At 58.3% G+C, this 21,399-nt stretch carries 4 protein-coding genes; 1 reads left to right on the top strand and 3 read right to left on the bottom strand.

Annotation, left to right across the window (positions count from 1 at the left end; translation table 11 throughout):
• Positions 1–176 precede the first annotated feature (176 nt).
• From AB5I78_RS00685 to AB5I78_RS00675, 3 genes are read right to left on the bottom strand one after another with little or no spacing between them, the layout of a single operon-like run.
• Complete coding sequence (locus AB5I78_RS00685; RefSeq protein ID WP_369301850.1) at positions 177–1,541, bottom strand: HlyD family type I secretion periplasmic adaptor subunit; 1,365 nt, start codon at positions 1,539–1,541, stop codon at positions 177–179.
• Positions 1,531–3,687 carry a type I secretion system permease/ATPase gene (locus AB5I78_RS00680; RefSeq protein ID WP_369301851.1) on the bottom strand — a complete coding sequence of 719 codons (2,157 nt, stop codon included), beginning with the start codon at positions 3,685–3,687 and terminating at the stop codon, positions 1,531–1,533. Before AB5I78_RS00680 ends, AB5I78_RS00685 begins: the two co-directional genes overlap by 11 nt.
• Before the next feature lie 41 nt (positions 3,688–3,728).
• The gene (locus AB5I78_RS00675; RefSeq protein ID WP_145159602.1) at positions 3,729–5,087 is read right to left on the bottom strand and encodes a TolC family outer membrane protein; all 1,359 of its coding nucleotides are present in this window, start codon (positions 5,085–5,087) and stop codon (positions 3,729–3,731) included.
• 342 nt (positions 5,088–5,429) lie between these two features.
• Between AB5I78_RS00675 and AB5I78_RS00670 the strand changes: the two genes are divergently transcribed.
• A complete protein-coding gene (locus AB5I78_RS00670) occupies positions 5,430–21,389 on the top strand; it encodes a retention module-containing protein (protein WP_370004325.1) in 15,960 nt (5,319 codons plus the stop codon).
• The last annotated feature ends 10 nt before the right edge of the window (positions 21,390–21,399 follow it).

Here is a 21,399-nt window from a genome sequence, read left to right as displayed (position 1 = left end):
TATAAGAACGGGCGATTAAATACCGTTAGCGAATATCGATATGCATTAGGGTGGGGGTCTGTGGTGAAGCTGATGGCGCCATCGCAGGCAAGCCAGCTCCCACATTTTGATTTGTGAACACATTCAAATGTGGGAGCCGGGCTTGCCCGCGATGAGGCCCGTGCCGGCGCTGAAGATCAGCGCTCGTGCAACGCCTCGGCCCGCGCCTTGATGATCGGTTTGAGCAGGTAGCTCAGGATGCTTTTCTTGCCCGTGATGATGTCCACCGAGGCGACCATGCCGGGGATGATCAGCAGCGGCTTCTCATCGGTGCCCAGATGGCTGCGGTCGGTGCGCAAGGTGATCATGTAGTAGGTGGTTTTCTTGTCTTCGTCGGTGATGGTGTCAGCACCGATGCGTTCGAGCTTGGCCTTCAGCCCGCCATAAATGGTGTAGTCATAGGCGGTGAATTTGACGATCGCTTCTTGCCCGGGGTGCAGGAACGCGATGTCTTGCGGGCGGATCTTGGCTTCGACCAGCAGGGTGTCGTTAAGCGGCACGATTTCGACCATGTCGCTGCCCGGCTGGATCACGCCGCCGACAGTGTTGACCAGCAGCTGCTTGACGATACCGCGCACCGGCGAGGTGACCAGCGTGCGGCTGACGCGGTCTTCGAGGGCGCGGCCGGTGGATTCGGCCTTGTTCAGTTCGGTGCGCGCTTCGTTGAGTTGGGTCAGCGCTTCACTGCGGAATTTGCCCCGGGTTTCGTCGATCTTGCGCTGCACTTCCTTGATCGCCGACTCCGCACGGGGAATCGCCAGGGTGGTGGCGTCCAACTGGCCACGGGTTTCCATCTCGGCGCGCTTGAGGCGCAGCACTTCCACCGGCGACACCGCACCCTGGGCCACCAACGGCTCGGACATGTTGATTTCCTGACGCTGCAGGGACAACTGGCTGCGGTACTGGCCTTGCTTGGAGGTGAACTCGCGCAGTTCCTGTTGACGCTGCACCAGCTGCTCCTGCAAACCGCCGACTTCGTCTTTCAACTGCTGGCGACGGCTTTCATACAGCGAGCGCTCGTTGGCCGCCTGGCTTGGCGCGGCCTTGAGCACGTCGTCGGGAATGTTCAGCGGGCGGTCATCCACCTGCGCGCTCAGGCGCTCGACGCGCAGTTGCATGGCCAGGCGCAAGGCTTCGGTTTCGCCGGCGTTGGAAACAAACCGCGTGTCGTCGAGGCGAATCAGCGGCGCGCCGGCTTCGACGATCTGGCCTTCCTTGACGAACAGCTCGGAGACGATGCCGCCTTCCAGGTTCTGGATTTTTTGCAGTTTGGACGACGGAATCGCCTTGCCGTCGCCACGGGTGACTTCGTCGATGCTGGAAAAACCCGCCCACACCACCAGGAATACGATGAACGCAATGATTGCCCAAATGGTCAGGCGGATGACCCGCGGTGCATCTTCGATCAGCGCTTTGTTGACCTCAGGCAGCGGCTGGCCCTGCAACGAATCGGAGCCTTTGAAGTAGCGGCCGACCGCGCTTTTGATGGAGTTAAGCAACACTGATCTGCCCCTTTTTCAACGCTTCCATAACCACGGCTTTCGGGCCGTCCGCGAGGATCTGCCCACGGTCGACCACCAGCAGGCGGTCCACCAGCGAGAGCAGTGAGGCACGGTGCGTGACCAGCACCACGGTCTTGTTTTGCACCACGGCTTGCAGGCGTTGTTTCAAGCGTTCTTCACCGGTGTTGTCCATGGCGCTGGTGGGTTCGTCCAACAGCAGGATGGGCGGGTTGAGCAACAGCGCGCGAGCCAGGGCGACGTTCTGGCGCTGGCCGCCGGACAGGTTCTGCCCACGCTCGCCCACTTGCAGTTCATAGCCTTGCGGGTGCAGGCGCGCGAATTCGTGCACGCCGGCCAGTTCGGCGGCTTGCAGGACCATTTCGTCTTCGACATAACGCGCACCCGAGACCAGGTTGTCGCGCAGGGTGCCGGCCAGCAGCTGGATGTCTTGGGCGACGTAGCCGATGTTGTGGCGCAACTCGCTCACGTCGATCTGGCGTACGTCCACGCCGTCCACCAGCAAGGCGCCGGAGTCGGGCTGGTACAGGCCGACGATCAGTTTGGCCAGGGAGCTTTTACCCGAGCCGCTGCGGCCGATGATGCCGATTTTTTCGCCGGGCTTGATCACCAGGTTGATGTTTTTCAGCGCGGCATTCTGCTGGTTCGGGTAGGTGAAGTTCAGGCCACGGCACTCGATGGCACCTTGCAGGGTGCGGCGGCTCATCGGGCGTTCTTCGAAATTGCGCTCCTGGGGCAGCTCCATCATCTGGTCCACCGAGGTCATGGTGACCTTGGCTTGCTGGTAGCGGGTCAGCAGGCCCGACAGCGAGGCCAGCGGGCTCAGCGCACGGCCACTGAGCATGTAGCAGGCAATCAGGCCGCCCATGCTGAGGTTGCCGTCGATGATCTGGTACACGCCGAACACGATCATGATCACGCCGGCCAGTTGCTGGATCAGCAGGGTCATGTTCATCGACAGGCCCGACAGCAACTTCACGCGCAGCTCCAGCCGGCTGAGGGTGCCGATGGTTTGTTCCCAGCCGTACTGACGCTCGCTCTCGGCGTTGTTGACCTTGACCGCGTCCAAACCTGCGAGGGTTTCGATCAGGCTCGACTGGCGCTCGGCAGCCAGGGCCATGGTCCGCTCCATGGTCGCTACCAACGGTTTTTGCAGGGCGTAGCCGATGCCCAGGGCAATCGGGAAAGCCAGCACCGGAATCCACACCAGGTGGCCGCCAAGGATGGCGATCACCAGGAAAATCAGCAGGGTGAACGGCAGGTCGATCAGGCTGGTGAGGGTCAGCGATGCGAGGAAATCGCGCAGGCTTTGAAACTCATGGATGTTCTGCGCGAAGCTGCCGACCCGTGCCGGGCGGTACTTCATGGACATGCCGACAATGCGCTCGAACAGCGTGGCCGAGATGATCAGGTCGGTCTTTTTGCCGGCCAGGTCCAGGCACAGGCTGCGCAGGCTCTTGAGCACCAGGTCGAACAGGTACGCGCCGCCGATGCCCACGGCCAACACCCACAAGGTGGAGGTGGCCTGGTTGGGCACTACTCGATCGTAGACGTTCATCACAAACAGCGGCGCCGCCATGGCGATGATGTTGATCAGGAAGCTGGCGGCGATGGCGTCGGTGTAGAGCCAGCGCGAACGCTTGAGGGTGTCGCGAAACCACGAGCGCGCTCGCGGGATCAGGGTGCCGTGGTTGACGTCGAATTTGTGCTGCGGCTGGGCGAAGAAGACTTTGCCGATGTAATCGTCGACCAACAGCTCACGCTTGATCAGCACTTCACCGCCGTCGCTTTCGCTGAGCAGGATGCGGGCTTCGTCTTCGCCTTGCCAACCCACCAGCACCGTACTGCGACCGTCCTTGAGCAACAGCAGCGCGGGCAGTGCGATGGTCGGAATCTGTTCCAGCTTGCGTTGCAGCACCCGCCCTTGCAGGCCGGCACGTGCGGCTGCGCGCGACAGCAACTCGGCACTCAGGCGCTGCGAAGGCAGCGGCAGGCCGGTGGTGAGCATGGCCGCGCTGGCCGGTTTTTGATGCAAGGCACAAAGTGCCAACAACCCGTCCAGTAACGGGTCGTCGTGCAGCGTGCGTGGATCATGACTGAGATGAACTCGACTGACTTCGGATTCCACGCGCTGCACTCTCGACTAACAGATGGGGCTATAGGGGTGACTCAATTCATCCCAGGCAGTTGGACTTTTGGCTTCACGTCGTTCTGTACGACGGAGGCCATCGGTGCGACCACGCCCTGACTTTTGAGCAATTCGCCCATGGTCGCCTTGATTCGATATTGAGTAAATAACTGAATGTTTTTGATCTCTTCCAGACGACGCGAAGCGGTGAACAATTCGTTCTCGCTGTCGAGCAAGTCGAGCAGGGTACGTTGGCCCAGGCTGAACTGCTGCTGGTAAGAGGTGCGCACGCGGGTGCTGTGATCCACGTATTGCTGGGCTACCGGCAATTGCGCGTTGGCGTTGTTCAAGGCGTTCCAGGCCAGGCCCAGTTCTTCGTTGAGTTGGCGCAGGGCATTGTTGCGGATATCCAGTGCCTGGTTGGCCTGGTAGGACTTCGATTGCAGGTCAGCCTTGTTGCTGCCACCGGCGAACAGGTTGAAGCGCATGCGCACCATGGCTTCCCAACCGTTGCTGTGGCCGGCATCGCCGCCGACGTTGTTGTCGGCATTAGTGCCCAGTTCTGCATCAAAGTGCGGGTAGAAGGTGGACTTGGCAGCTTCGTACTGACTTTCGGCGGCGGAAATATCCGACTCGGCCGAACGCAGGACCGGGCTGTTGTCGAGCATCTGGCGACGTGCTTCGTTGAAGTCAGCCGGCAGCATGGCCACGAACGGCGCCGGGCGCTCGAGCTGGTCGGGCATCTGGCCGACGGCGCTGAGGTAATTGACCTGGGAGTCGGCCAGGTTGGTCTGCTCGGTGATCAGGTTGTTGCGGGCCTGGGCCAGACGCGCTTCGGCCTGGTCCTGGTCGGCACCGTTACCGACGCCGCGCTGGGTGCGCAGCTTGATCTGGTCGTAAATGCGTTCGTGGTTGCGCAGGTTTTCTTCAGCCAGGCGCACGAACTCACGGCGTGTCAGCACATCCAGGTACACCTGGGCGACAGTCAACCCGGTGCGCTCGGAAGTACCCAGCAAGGAGTAAGCGCGGGAATTGACGTTGGCTTGTTGGCGCCCGACTTCGCTGGAGGTGGCGAAACCGTCAAAAATCATCTGCTGCAGACGCAGGCTCGATTCGCCGCGGTTGTGGGTGTCCCACTGGTTGCCGTTCGGGCCGCTGGCGGCGCGCGTGTTGGAATCGTCGGTGCCTTCACGACCATAACCGGCGTTCAGGTCCACGCGAGGCAAGTAACCACCTTGTGCAGCGCGTAAATCGTAATCAGCGGCGATACGGCTATTCACGCCGGCTTGAATTTCCGGGTGCACGTCTAATGCCTGTTGCATGGCCTGGGGCAATGTTTGGGCTTGTACAAAACTGGCGGCGAGTACGAACGGTATTGCCTTGAACAGGTGCAAACGCATTTAAAAATTCCCCAGGACTTCTTGTCTCAAATCACAGCGATTGGCCTCGCTGAGTCGGATAATGGCTACCGTAATGACCGTACGTCGGAAAGTTCAAAAAGCGGAACTGCTTCACACATGTAGGACGGTTCGCCGCATGAATATCAATGTGACATTACAGGGCCAATTGTTTAGGATGGCGACCAGAAGGTCAATAGTTTGGCATAAACTAGATAGCGAATAAATCTAGCCAATTATTTGACGCCAATAAGTAATTAGACTACGCCCCCCTCCTGTTTGGCCCTCGCACTCGCGAGCGGCCGCATGGAAATCATCAGAAACGGATCGCCGGAGAAATCTTTAATGAGCAGTGTTGTTGCCATCGTCAAAAGCATTGTTGGTCAAGTTTTCGTTATTTCTCCGGAAGGGACACGCCGCGTCCTCGTTGAAGGTGATCGCCTGTTCGCGGGCGACCAGGTAGACACCGGCATGTCCGGCGCGGTCAGCCTGGAACTGGCCGACGGCCGCACGCTGGACCTCGGTCGGGATACCCAATGGAGCGCCGACATGCCGGACTCCAGCCTTGATCTGGCCGCAGCCACCGAGCAGGCCGCGCCGTCGGTTGCCGAGCTGCAACAAGCCATCGCCGCCGGCGCCGACCCGACCACCGACCTGGAAGCCACTGCCGCAGGCGCAACCGCTGCCGGTAACGGCGCCGCGGGCGGCGGCCACAGCTTCGTCGTGCTGGACGCGACCGCAGGCCGTGTCGACCCGACCATCGGCTTCCCGACCGGCCCTCTGGGCCAGACCACGGCGACACAAACCCAACTGGCGGGCGCCCAAGGCTCGACCGACAACAGCGGCAACCTGGTGCTGCAGGCGTCCACCCTGTCGCTGAGCGCAACCCCGAGCATCACCGAAGCCGGCGGCGTGCTGACCTACACCGCCACGGTGACCCAGGCGCCTTCCAGCAACCTGAACATCACGCTGTCCAACGGCGCAGTGATCACCATCATTGCCGGCCAGACCACCGGCACCGTCAACGTACCGCTGGCGCCGAATGACAGCCCCTACATCGATCCAAGCCAGATCAGCGTCAACGTCACCGGCACCACTGGCGGCAACAACCTGGTACTGACCCTCGACCCCAATCCGGCCGTGACTCAGATTACCGATACCATCGACACCACCACGGTGACGCTGACAGCGGGCGAGACTGTCACCGAAGGCGGTCAGATCACTTACACCGCGACACTGACTAATCCTGCGCAGACGCCGGTGACGGTCACTTTGAGCAATGGCTCGGTGATCACCATCAAGGCGGGTGAGTCGGTTGGCACGGTGGTGGTGGATACGCCGGCTAACGACGTTTACAACAATGGTTCGACTGTCAGCACCACGATTACTGGGGCAACGGGCGGTAACTTTGAGAACCTGGTGCCGAGTACTGCGCCTGCGGTCACCACGATTACTGATTCGGTTGATACCACTACCGTCACGTTGACGGCGGGCGAGACTGTCACCGAAGGCGGTCAGATCACTTACACCGCGACGCTGACTAATCCTGCGCAGACGCCAGTGACGGTCACTTTGAGCAATGGCTCGGTGATCACCATCAAGGCGGGTGAGTCGGTTGGCACGGTGGTGGTGGATACGCCGGCTAACGACGTTTACAACAATGGTTCGACTGTTAGCACCACTATTACTGGGGCAACGGGCGGTAACTTTGAGAACCTGGTACCGAGTACTGCGCCTGCGGTCACTACGATTACTGATTCGATCGACACCACCACCGTCACGTTGACGGCGGGCGAGACTGTCACCGAAGGCGGTCAGATCACTTACACCGCGACGCTGACCAACCCTGCGCAGACGCCGGTGACGGTCACTTTGAGCAATGGCTCGGTGATCACCATCAAGGCCGGAGAATCGGTTGGCACTGTTGTGGTGGATACGCCGGCTAACGACGTTTACAACAATGGTTCGACTGTTAGCACCACGATTACTGGGGCAACGGGCGGCAACTTTGAAAATCTGGTGCCGAGCACTGCGCCTGCGGTCACTACGATTACTGATTCGATTGATACCACTACCGTCACGTTGACGGCGGGCGAGACTGTCACCGAAGGCGGTCAAATCACTTACACCGCGACGCTGACCAACCCTGCGCAGACGCCGGTGACTGTGACGCTTTCTAATGGCCAGACCATCGTCATCGAAGCCGGCAAATCTGCAGGCTCGGTAGTCTTTGAAACTCCGGCTAACGACGTCTACAACAATGGTTCGACTGTCAGCACCACTATTACCGGTGCAACTGGCGGTAACTTCGAGAACTTGGTGCCGAGCACTACACCTGCGGTCACCACGATCACCGACTCGATTGATACCACTACCGTCACTCTGACTGCCGATAACTCGGTCGTTGAAGGCGGCAACATCACTTACACCGCCACGCTGACCAACCCAGCGCAAACCGCTGTGACGGTTACCTTGAGCAACGGCCAGACCATTGTTATCGAAGCCGGTAAATCTACGGGCTCGGTGGTGTTTGAAACTCCGGCCAACGACGTCTACAACAACGGTTCGACTGTCAGCACCACTATTACCAGTGCAACTGGCGGTAACTTTGAGAACTTGGTTCCAGGTACTGCCCCAGCGGTCACCACGATCACCGATTCGATCGACACCACCACTGTCACTCTGACGGCAGATCCTTCGGTCGTTGAAGGCGGCAACATTACTTACACCGCTACGCTGACAAACCCGGCGCAGACTGCGGTTACCGTGACGTTGAGCAATGGCCAGACCATCGCTATCGAAGCCGGTAAATCTGCAGGCTCGGTGGTGTTTGAAACTCCGGCCAACGACGTCTACAACAATGGTTCGACTGTCAGCACCACTATTACCAGTGCAACTGGCGGTAACTTTGAGAACTTGGTTCCAGGTACTGCCCCAGCTGTCACCACGATCACTGATTCGATCGACACCACTACCGTCACCCTGACGGCGGACCCATCGGTCGTTGAGGGCGGCAACATTACTTACACCGCCACGTTGACCAATCCAGCGCAAACCGCTGTGACGGTTACCTTGAGCAACGGCCAGACGATCAACATCGAAGCAGGCAAGTCCAGCGGAACGGTAGTTTTCGAAACCCCGGCGAACGACGTCTACAACAATGGTTCCACCGTTAGCACCACTATTGCCGGTGCAACTGGCGGCAACTTTGAGAACCTGGCGACCAACCCAGCGCCAGCGACCACCACGATTACTGATTCGATTGACGCCACCACCGTCACCCTGACGGCAGATCCTTCTGTCGTTGAAGGCGGCAACATCACTTACACCGCTACGCTGACTAACCCAGCGCAAACTCCGGTGACGGTGACGCTTTCTAATGGCCAGACCATCGTCATCGAAGCCGGTAAATCTGCGGGTTCGGTAGTCTTCGAAACTCCGGCCAACGACGTCTACAACAACGGCTCGACCGTCAACACGACGATCACCAATGCCACTGGCGGTAACTTCGAAAACCTGGCAACCAACCCAGCGCCAGCAGTCACCACGATCACCGACTCGATCGATACCACCACTGTCACTTTGACGGCTGATCAATCGGTCGTTGAAGGCGGCAACATCACTTACACCGCTACGTTGACTAACCCGGCCCAAACTCCGGTTACCGTGACGTTGAGCAATGGCCAGACCATCGTTATCGAAGCGGGTAAATCTGCGGGCTCGGTAGTCTTTGAAACTCCGGCTAACGACGTCTACAACAATGGTTCGACTGTCAGCACCACTATTACCGGTGCAACTGGCGGTAACTTCGAGAACTTGGTGCCGAGCACTACACCTGCGGTCACCACGATCACCGACTCGATTGATACCACTACCGTCACTCTGACTGCCGATAACTCGGTCGTTGAAGGCGGCAACATCACTTACACCGCCACGCTGACCAACCCAGCGCAAACCGCTGTGACGGTTACCTTGAGCAACGGCCAGACCATTGTTATCGAAGCCGGTAAATCTACGGGCTCGGTGGTGTTTGAAACTCCGGCCAACGACGTCTACAACAACGGTTCGACTGTCAGCACCACTATTACCAGTGCAACTGGCGGTAACTTTGAGAACTTGGTTCCAGGTACTGCCCCAGCGGTCACCACGATCACCGATTCGATCGACACCACCACTGTCACTCTGACGGCAGATCCTTCGGTCGTTGAAGGCGGCAACATTACTTACACCGCTACGCTGACAAACCCGGCGCAGACTGCGGTTACCGTGACGTTGAGCAATGGCCAGACCATCGCTATCGAAGCCGGTAAATCTGCAGGCTCGGTGGTGTTTGAAACTCCGGCCAACGACGTCTACAACAATGGTTCGACTGTCAGCACCACTATTACCAGTGCAACTGGCGGTAACTTTGAGAACTTGGTTCCAGGTACTGCCCCAGCTGTCACCACGATCACTGATTCGATCGACACCACTACCGTCACCCTGACGGCGGACCCATCGGTCGTTGAGGGCGGCAACATTACTTACACCGCCACGCTGACCAATCCTGCGCAGACCGCTGTGACGGTTACCTTGAGCAACGGCCAGACGATCAACATCGAAGCAGGCAAGTCCAGCGGAACGGTAGTTTTCGAAACCCCGGCGAACGACGTCTACAACAATGGTTCGACTGTTAGCACCACTATTGCCGGTGCAACTGGCGGCAACTTTGAGAACCTGGCGACCAACCCAGCGCCAGCGACCACCACGATTACTGATTCGATTGACGCCACCACCGTCACCCTGACGGCAGATCCTTCTGTCGTTGAAGGCGGCAACATCACTTACACCGCTACGCTGACTAACCCAGCGCAAACTCCGGTGACGGTGACGCTTTCTAATGGCCAGACCATCGTCATCGAAGCCGGTAAATCTGCGGGTTCGGTAGTCTTCGAAACTCCGGCCAACGACGTTTACAACAATGGTTCGACTGTTAGCACCACGATCACCAATGCCACTGGCGGTAACTTCGAAAACCTGGCAACCAACCCAGCGCCAGCAGTCACCACGATCACCGATTCGATTGATACCACCACTGTCACTTTGACGGCTGATCAATCGGTCGCTGAAGGCGGCAACATCACTTACACCGCTACGTTGACTAACCCGGCCCAAACGCCGGTGACTGTGACGCTTTCTAATGGCCAGACCATCGTTATCGAAGCGGGTAAATCTGCGGGCTCGGTAGTCTTTGAAACTCCGGCTAACGACGTCTACAACAATGGTTCGACTGTCAGCACCACTATTACCGGTGCAACTGGCGGTAACTTCGAGAACTTGGTGCCGAGCACTACACCTGCGGTCACCACGATCACCGACTCGATTGATACCACTACCGTCACTCTGACTGCCGATAACTCGGTCGTTGAAGGCGGCAACATCACTTACACCGCCACGCTGACCAACCCAGCGCAAACCGCTGTGACGGTTACCTTGAGCAACGGCCAGACCATTGTTATCGAAGCCGGTAAATCTACGGGCTCGGTGGTGTTTGAAACTCCGGCCAACGACGTCTACAACAACGGTTCGACTGTCAGCACCACTATTACCAGTGCAACTGGCGGTAACTTTGAGAACTTGGTTCCAGGTACTGCCCCAGCGGTCACCACGATCACCGATTCGATCGACACCACCACTGTCACTCTGACGGCAGATCCTTCGGTCGTTGAAGGCGGCAACATTACTTACACCGCTACGCTGACAAACCCGGCGCAGACTGCGGTTACCGTGACGTTGAGCAATGGCCAGACCATCGCTATCGAAGCCGGTAAATCTGCAGGCTCGGTGGTGTTTGAAACTCCGGCCAACGACGTCTACAACAATGGTTCGACTGTCAGCACCACTATTACCAGTGCAACTGGCGGTAACTTTGAGAACTTGGTTCCAGGTACTGCCCCAGCTGTCACCACGATCACTGATTCGATCGACACCACTACCGTCACCCTGACGGCGGACCCATCGGTCGTTGAGGGCGGCAACATTACTTACACCGCCACGTTGACCAATCCAGCGCAAACCGCTGTGACGGTTACCTTGAGCAACGGCCAGACGATCAACATCGAAGCAGGCAAGTCCAGCGGAACGGTAGTTTTCGAAACCCCGGCGAACGACGTCTACAACAATGGTTCCACCGTTAGCACCACTATTGCCGGTGCAACTGGCGGCAACTTTGAGAACCTGGCGACCAACCCAGCGCCAGCGACCACCACGATTACTGATTCGATTGACGCCACCACCGTCACCCTGACGGCAGATCCTTCTGTCGTTGAAGGCGGCAACATCACTTACACCGCTACGCTGACTAACCCAGCGCAAACTCCGGTGACGGTGACGCTTTCTAATGGCCAGACCATCGTCATCGAAGCCGGTAAATCTGCGGGTTCGGTAGTCTTCGAAACTCCGGCCAACGACGTCTACAACAACGGCTCGACCGTCAACACGACGATCACCAATGCCACTGGCGGTAACTTCGAAAACCTGGCAACCAACCCAGCGCCAGCAGTCACCACGATCACCGACTCGATCGATACCACCACTGTCACTTTGACGGCTGATCAATCGGTCGTTGAAGGCGGCAACATCACTTACACCGCTACGTTGACTAACCCGGCCCAAACTCCGGTTACCGTGACGTTGAGCAATGGCCAGACCATCGTTATCGAAGCGGGTAAATCTGCGGGCTCGGTGGTGTTTGAAACTCCGGCCAACGACGTCTACAACAACGGCTCGACCGTCAATACGACGATCACCAACGCCACTGGTGGTAACTTCGAGAACCTGGCAACCAACCCAGCGCCAGCGGTGACCACCATCACCGACTCGATCGACACCACTACCGTCACTCTGACTGCCGATAACTCGGTTGTTGAGGGCGGCAACATTACTTACACCGCTACGCTGACAAACCCGGCGCAGACTGCGGTTACCGTGACGTTGAGCAACGGTCAGACGATCAACATCGAAGCGGGCAAGTCCAGCGGAACTGTGGTTTTCGAAACCCCGGCCAACGACGTCTACAACAACGGTTCGACCGTCAACACGACGATCACCAGCGCCACCGGTGGCAACTTCGAAAACCTGGCGACCAACCCAGCGCCAGCGACCACCACGATTACTGATTCGATCGACACAACCACCGTCACTTTGACGGCTGATCCATCGGTCGTTGAAGGCGGCAACATTGCCTACACCGCTACGCTGACCAACCCGGCGCAGACTCCGGTGACCGTGACGCTTTCTAATGGTCAGACGATCAATATCGAAGCGGGCAAGTCCAGCGGAACTGTAGTTTTCGAAACTCCGGCCAACGACGTCTACAACAATGGTTCGACTGTCAGCACCACTATTACCAGTGCAACTGGCGGTAACTTTGAGAACTTGGTTCCAGGTACTGCCCCAGCGGTCACCACGATCACTGATTCGATCGACACCACTACCGTCACTCTGACGGCAGATACATCGGTCGTTGAAGGCGGCAACATCACTTACACCGCCACGCTGACCAATCCAGCGCAAACCGCTGTGACGGTTACCTTGAGCAACGGCCAGACGATCAATATCGAAGCAGGCAAGTCCAGCGGAACTGTAGTTTTCGAAACTCCAGCCAACGACGTCTACAACAACGGTTCCACCGTTAGCACCACTATTGCCGGTGCAACTGGCGGCAACTTTGAGAACCTGGTGCCGAGCACTGCGCCTGCGGTGACCACGATCACCGACTCGATCGACACCACCACCGTCACTTTGACGGCTGATCAATCGGTCGTTGAAGGCGGCAACATTACCTACACCGCTACGCTGACCAACCCGGCGCAGACTCCGGTGACCGTGACGCTTTCTAATGGTCAGACGATCAATATCGAAGCGGGTAAGTCCAGCGGAACTGTAGTTTTCGAAACTCCGGCCAACGACGCCTACAACAATGGTTCGACTGTCAGCACCACTATTAGCAGTGCAACTGGCGGTAACTTTGAGAACTTGGTTCCAAGTACTGCCCCAGCCGTCACCACGATCACTGATTCGATCGACACCACCACTGTCACTCTGACGGCAGATCCTTCGGTCGTTGAAGGCGGCAACATTACTTACACCGCTACGCTGACAAACCCGGCGCAGACTGCGGTTACCGTGACGTTGAGCAACGGTCAGACGATCAACATCGAAGCGGGCAAGTCCAGCGGCACTGTAGTGTTTGAGACTCCGGCTAACGACGTCTACAACAACGGTTCGACCGTCAATACGACGATCACCAACGCCACCGGTGGCAACTTCGAAAACCTGGCAACAAACTCAGCGCCAGCCACCACCACGATCACCGACTCGATCGACACAACCACCGTCACTTTGACGGCTGATCCATCGGTCGTTGAAGGCGGCAACATTACCTACACCGCTACGCTGACCAACCCGGCGCAGACTCCGGTGACCGTGACGCTTTCTAATGGTCAGACGATCAATATCGAAGCGGGCAAGTCCAGCGGAACTGTAGTTTTCGAAACTCCGGCTAACGATGTTTACAACAATGGTTCGACCGTCAACACGACGATCACCAACGCCACCGGTGGCAACTTCGAGAATCTGGCGACCAACCCTACGCCAGCGACCACCACGATTACCGATTCGATCGACACCACCACTGTCACTCTGACTGCCGATAACTCGGTCGTTGAAGGCGGCAACATCACTTACACCGCGACGTTGACCAATCCAGCACAAACTGCTGTGACGGTCACGCTGAGCAACGGCCAGACGATCAACATCGAAGCGGGCAAGTCCAGCGGAACTGTAGTTTTCGAAACCCCAGCTAACGACGTTTACAACAACGGTTCGACCGTCAACACGACGATCACCAGCGCCACCGGTGGCAACTTCGAGAACCTGGCAACCAACCCTGCGCCAGCCACCACCACGATCACCGACTCGATCGACACCACCACCGTCACTTTGACGGCTGATCAATCGGTCGTTGAAGGCGGCAACATTACCTACACCGCTACGCTGACAAACCCGGCGCAAACTCCGGTCACCGTGACGCTGAGCAATGGCCAGACCATCGTCATCGAAGCCGGTAAATCTGCAGGCTCGGTGGTGTTTGAAACCCCGGCTAACGACGTCTACAACAACGGTTCGACCGTCAACACGACGATCACCAACGCTACCGGTGGTAATTTCGAAAACCTGGCGACTAACCCAGCACCAGCGACTACCACCATTACCGACTCGATCGACACCACCACCGTCACGCTGACGGCGGACCCATCGGTCGTTGAAGGCGGCAATATTACTTACACCGCTACGCTGACTAACCCGGCGCAAACTGCGGTGACTGTGACGCTTTCTAATGGTCAGACGATCGTCATTGAGGCCGGTAAATCTGCCGGCTCGGTGGTGTTTGAAACCCCGGCCAACGACGTCTACAACAACGGTTCCACCGTTAGCACCACTATTGCCGGTGCAACTGGCGGCAACTTTGAGAACCTGGTGCCGAGCACTGCGCCAGCAGTCACCACGATCACCGACTCGATCGACACCACTACCGTCACTTTGACGGCTGATCCATCGGTCGTTGAGGGCGGCAACATTACTTACACCGCCACGTTGACCAATCCAGCGCAAACCGCTGTGACGGTTACCTTGAGCAACGGTCAGACGATCAACATCGAAGCCGGCAAGTCCAGCGGCACTGTAGTGTTTGAGACTCCGGCTAACGACGTTTACAACAACGGTTCGACCGTCAACACGACGATCAACAACGCTACCGGTGGCAACTTCGAAAACCTGGCAACCAACCCTGCGCCAGCGACCACTACCATCACCGACTCGATCGACACCACCACCGTCACGCTGACGGCGGATCAATCGGTCGTTGAAGGCGGCAACATCACCTACACCGCCACGTTGACCAACCCGGCGCAAACTCCGGTGACTGTGACGCTTTCTAATGGTCAGACGATCGTCATTGAGGCCGGTAAATCTGCCGGCTCGGTGGTGTTTGAAACCCCAGCCAACGACGTCTACAACAACGGTTCCACCGTTAGCACCACTATTGCCGGTGCAACTGGCGGCAACTTTGAGAACCTGGTGCCGAGCACTGCGCCAGCAGTCACCACGATCACCGATTCGATCGACACCACCACCGTCACTCTGACTGCCGATAACTCGGTCGTTGAAGGCGGCAACATCACTTACACCGCTACGCTGACTAACCCGGCGCAAACTCCGGTCACCGTGACGCTGAGCAATGGCCAGACCATCGTCATCGAAGCCGGTAAATCTGCAGGCTCGGTGGTGTTTGAAACCCCGGCTAACGATGTTTACAACAATGGTTCGACCGTCAACACGACGATAACCAACGCCACCGGTGGCAACTTCGAGAACCTGGCGACCAACCCAGCGCCAGCCACCACCACGATTACCGATTCGATCGACACCACCACCGTCACGCTGACGGCGGATCAATCGGTCGTTGAAGGCGGCAACATCACCTACACCGCCACGTTGACCAACCCAGCGCAAACCGCTGTGACGGTTACCTTGAGCAACGGCCAGACGATCAACATTGAAGCGGGCAAGTCCAGCGGATCTGTGGTTTTCGAAACTCCGGCCAACGACGTCTACAACAACGGCTCGACCGTCAACACGACGATCACCAACGCCACTGGTGGTAACTTCGAGAACCTGGCAACAAACCCAGCGCCAGCCACCACCACGATCACCGACTCGATCGACACAACCACCGTCACTTTGACGGCTGATCCATCAGTCGTTGAAGGCGGCAACATCACTTACACCGCCACGCTGACCAACCCTGCGCAAACCGCTGTGACGGTCACACTGAGCAACGGTCAGACGATCAACATCGAAGCCGGCAAGTCCAGCGGCACTGTAGCGTTTGAGACTCCAGCTAACGACGTTTACAACAATGGTTCGACCGTCAACACGACGATCACCAATGCCACTGGCGGTAACTTCGAGAACCTGGCAACCAACCCAGCGCCAGCCACCACCACGATCACCGACTCGATCGACACCACCACGGTCACTTTGACGGCTGATCAATCGGTCGTTGAAGGCGGCAACATTACCTACACCGCTACGCTGACTAACGCGGCGCAAACTCCGGTCACCGTGACGCTGAGCAATGGCCAGACCATCGTCATCGAAGCCGGTAAATCTGCAGGCTCGGTGGTGTTTGAAACTCCGGCCAACGACGTCTACAACAACGGCTCGACCGTCAATACGACGATCACCAACGCTACCGGTGGCAACTTCGAAAATCTGGCGACCAACCCTGCGCCAGCGACCACCACCATCACCGACTCGATCGACACCACCACCGTCACTTTGACGGCGGACCCATCGGTTGTTGAAGGCGGCAACATCACTTACACCGCTACCTTGACTAACCCGGCGCAAACTCCGGTGACTGTGACGCTTTCTAATGGTCAGACCATCGTCATTGAGGCTGGCAAATCTGCTGGCTCGGTGGTGTTTGAAACTCCGGCAAACGACGTTTACAACAATGGTTCGACCGTCAACACGACGATCACCAACGCTACCGGTGGCAACTTCGAAAACCTGGCAACCAACCCTGCGCCAGCCACCACCACGATCACCGACTCGATCGACACAACCACCGTCACTTTGACGGCTGATCCATCGGTCGTTGAAGGCGGCAACATTACCTACACCGCTACGCTGACTAACCCGGCGCAAACTGCGGTGACTGTGACGCTTTCCAATGGTCAGACGATCAATATCGAAGCGGGTAAGTCCAGCGGAACTGTAGTTTTCGAAACTCCGGCCAACGACGTCTACAACAATGGTTCGACTGTCAGCACCACTATTACCAGTGCAACTGGCGGTAACTTTGAGAACTTGGTTCCAGGTACTGCCCCAGCGGTCACCACGATCACTGATTCGATCGACACCACTACCGTCACTCTGACGGCAGATACATCGGTCGTTGAAGGCGGCAACATCACTTACACCGCCACGCTGACCAATCCAGCGCAAACCGCTGTGACGGTTACCTTGAGCAACGGCCAGACGATCAATATCGAAGCAGGCAAGTCCAGCGGAACTGTAGTTTTCGAAACTCCAGCCAACGACGTCTACAACAACGGTTCCACCGTTAGCACCACTATTGCCGGTGCAACTGGCGGCAACTTTGAGAACCTGGTGCCGAGCACTGCGCCAGCAGTCACCACGATCACCGATTCGATCGATACCACTACCGTTACCCTGACTGCCGATAACTCGGTTGTTGAGGGCGGCAACATCACTTACACCGCGACGTTGACCAATCCAGCACAAACTGCTGTGACGGTGACGCTTTCTAATGGCCAGACCATCGTCATCGAAGCCGGTAAATCTGCAGGCTCGGTGGTGTTTGAAACCCCGGCTAACGATGTTTACAACAATGGTTCGACCGTCAACACGACGATAACCAACGCCACCGGTGGCAACTTCGAGAATCTGGCGACCAACCCAGCGCCAGCCACCACCACGATTACCGATTCGATCGACACCACCACCGTCACTCTGACTGCCGATAACTCGGTCGTTGAAGGCGGCAACATCACTTACACCGCGACGTTGACCAATCCAGCACAAACTGCTGTGACGGTCACGCTGAGCAACGGCCAGACGATCAACATCGAAGCGGGCAAGTCCAGCGGAACTGTAGTTTTCGAAACCCCAGCTAACGACGTTTACAACAACGGTTCGACCGTCAACACGACGATCACCAGCGCCACCGGTGGCAACTTCGAGAACCTGGCAACCAACCCTGCGCCAGCCACCACCACGATCACCGACTCGATCGACACCACCACCGTCACTTTGACGGCTGATCAATCGGTCGTTGAAGGCGGCAACATTACCTACACCGCTACGCTGACAAACCCGGCGCAAACTCCGGTCACCGTGACGCTGAGCAATGGCCAGACCATCGTCATCGAAGCCGGTAAATCTGCAGGCTCGGTGGTGTTTGAAACCCCGGCTAACGACGTCTACAACAACGGTTCGACCGTCAACACGACGATCACCAACGCTACCGGCGGTAATTTCGAAAACCTGGCGACTAACCCAGCACCAGCGACTACCACCATTACCGACTCGATCGACACCACCACCGTCACGCTGACGGCGGACCCATCGGTCGTTGAAGGCGGCAATATTACTTACACCGCTACGCTGACTAACCCGGCGCAAACTGCGGTGACTGTGACGCTTTCTAATGGTCAGACGATCGTCATTGAGGCCGGTAAATCTGCCGGCTCGGTGGTGTTTGAAACCCCGGCCAACGACGTTTACAACAACGGCTCGACCGTCAACACGACGATCACCAACGCTACCGGCGGTAACTTCGAAAACCTGGCGACTAACCCAGCGCCAGCAACCACCACCATCACCGATTCGATCGACACCACCACCGTCACTCTGACGGCAGATCCATCGGTCGTTGAAGGCGGCACCATCACTTACACCGCCACGCTGACCAACCCAGCGCAAACCGCGGTCACCGTGACGCTGAGCAACGGCCAGACGATCAGCATCGAAGCAGGCAAGTCTTCGGGCACGGTCGTGTTCCAAACGCCGCCGAACGACGTTTACAACAACGCGTCGACTGTCAGCACGACGATCACCAAGGCAACCGGCGGTAATTTTGAGAACCTGGCGGCGAATCCGGCCGCTGCCGTGACGAGCATCACCGACTCGATCGACACCACCACCGTGACCCTGAGCGCGCCAAGCGAAGTCAACGAAGGCGGCACCATCACCTACACCGCCACCTTGAGCAACAAGGCTGGCAGCGACATGGTGATCACCCTGGATAACGGCTCGACGATCAAGATTGCCAAGGATTCCCTGGTCGGCCAGGTGACCGTCAATGCGCCAGGCGATGATGTATTCATCGACAAGAGCACCCAGACCGTCAAGATCGCCGGCACGACCGGCGGTAATTTCGAAAACCTCAGCGTGACGCCAGGCGGCGCCACCACCGTGGTCAACGACACCATTGATACGGTGAGAATCCTCCTGACCGCCACCGGCAGCGTCGGCGAGAAAGGCAACATCGTCTACACCGCCACCCTGGTCGACAAAGACGGTCATGCCGTCAATAACGTCGGCAAAACTGTGGTGGTCGAGCTGGATAACGGCAAGACCATCAGCATCGCCGACGGCCAGAGTTCCAGCACGGCCACCGTTGTCGCGCCTAACGATGTGTACGCCGGCAACCAGACGGTGACTGCAGCCATCAAGGGCGTCACCGGTGGTGAGCAGTTCGAGAACCTGGTGCCGGTCAAGGATCCGGTGAGCACCACCGTATACGACACACCGGGCACCACCGACCTGACGACCGTAACCCTGAGCGCGCCAAGTGCGGTCAACGAAGGCGGCACCATCACCTACACCGCCACCTTGAGCAACAAGGCCGGCAGCGACATGGTGGTCACCCTGGATAACGGCGCCACGATCAAGATTGCCAAGGATTCCCTGGTCGGCCAGGTGACCGTCAATGCGCCAGGCGATGACGTGTTCATCGACAAAAGCACCCAGACCGTGAAGATCACCGGCACTACCGGCGGTAATTTCGAGGGCGTGACCATCACCCCGGGCGGCGCGACCACCGTCGTCAACGACACCATCGATGACGTGACCGTGTCGCTCAAAGCCAACGGCTCGGTCAGCGAAGGCGGCCAGATCACCTACACCGCGTCCCTGGTCGACAAGAACGGCAATGCCGTAACCAACGTCGGCTCCGACCTGGTGGTGAAGTTGGATAACGGCTCGACCATTACCATCGGCAACGGCCAGTCCAGCAACACCGCGACCGCCACTGCGCCTAACGATGCGTATGTCGGCGCCAACGACGTGACTGCCAAGATCACCGGCGTGGTCAGCGGCGGCGACAAGTACGAGCATTTGATCGTCGACGGCAGCACCGTGACCACCAAGGTGACGGATGTGATCAACAACACCACCATCAGCATTACCGGCGACGCATCGGTGACTGAAGGCGGCACGGCGAACTACACCCTGACCCTGAGCAACCCGGCGCAAACCGATGTGACCGTGACGCTCAAGTACAGCGGCACCGCCACCGACGGCTCGGACTTCACCGGCGTGTACACCGTGAAGATCCCGGCCGGCGCCAGCAGCGTGCCGTTCACGATCGGCACGATCGACGACAAGATCACCGAGCCGACAGAAACGATCGTCATCACCATCGATAAAACCACCGGCGGCAACTTCGAAAACCTGGTGGTCGGCAATGGCAGCGTCAGCACCAACATCATCGACAACGACGCGCCGCCGGTCATCGACCTGGATGCCAACAACTCCAGCGGCGCCACCGGTGCCGACTACAAGACTTCGTTCACCGAAGGCGGCACGGGCGTGTCGATTGCTGACACCGACATCAAGATTACCGATCCGGACAGCACTCAACTGACCGGCGCCACCGTGGTCTTGACCAACACTCAGCAGGGCGATTCGCTGAACTACGCAGGCGTTACCGGCATCACTGTGACCCCGACCACAGACCCTGCCACCGGCAAGATCACGCTGACCCTGACCGGTACGGCGTCGCTGGCTGACTACATGCAGCAGATCAAGAACATCACGTTCACCAACAACAGCCACGACCCGAGCACCACGCCGCGGACCATCACCGTGACCGTGACCGATGGCGGCAATTATTCCAACGTCGCTACCGCCACGGTCAACGTGGTGGCGGTCAACGATGCGCCAGTGGCAACCGGCAGCGCCGTGACCGGCACCGAAGACACGCCGCTGGCCCTGACCTGGGCCAACTTCGGCGTGACCGATGTGGACTCGCCACAAGCCAGCCTCGGCGTGAAGATCACCGACCTGCCGGTGGCCGGCAAGCTGCAATACCTGGCGGCCGACGGCTCCACCTGGACCAATGTGACCGCCGGCCAGACCTTCACCAAGGCGCAGATCGACGGCGGCCAGTTGCGCTTTATGCCCAATGCCAACGAGTCCGGCACCGACGGTTATGGCGGCACCGGCATTGGCAACAAGCAGGCCGATTACGCGCAGTTCAAGTTCCAGCCTACCGACGGCAAGGACCTGGGCACCAGCGCCACGGTAAAAGTCGATATCACGCCGGTCGCCGACGCACCGACCCTGAATGTGGCTGACAACAACGTCAATTCGGTGGGCTTGCTCAAGCAAAGCTGGAACAGCATCGCCGGTATCGGCACCAACGGTAACGGCGCGGCCCGGCCGACCTGAAAAACGCCAT

The organism is Pseudomonas sp. N2-3-1-14 (assembly GCF_041228395.1).
Taxonomy (GTDB): Bacteria; Pseudomonadota; Gammaproteobacteria; order Pseudomonadales; family Pseudomonadaceae; genus Aquipseudomonas.
Note: the sequence above shows the minus strand (reverse complement) of the source record. Positions and strands in the feature narration are given on the sequence as shown.

Excerpts from the sequence above, each read along its gene's own strand:
- AB5I78_RS00675 (WP_145159602.1), bottom strand. The coding sequence starts at position 5,087 with ATGCGTTTGCACCTGTTCAAGGCAATACCGTTCGTACTCGCCGCCAGT.
- AB5I78_RS00670 (WP_370004325.1), top strand. The coding sequence starts at position 5,430 with ATGAGCAGTGTTGTTGCCATCGTCAAAAGCATTGTTGGTCAAGTTTTC.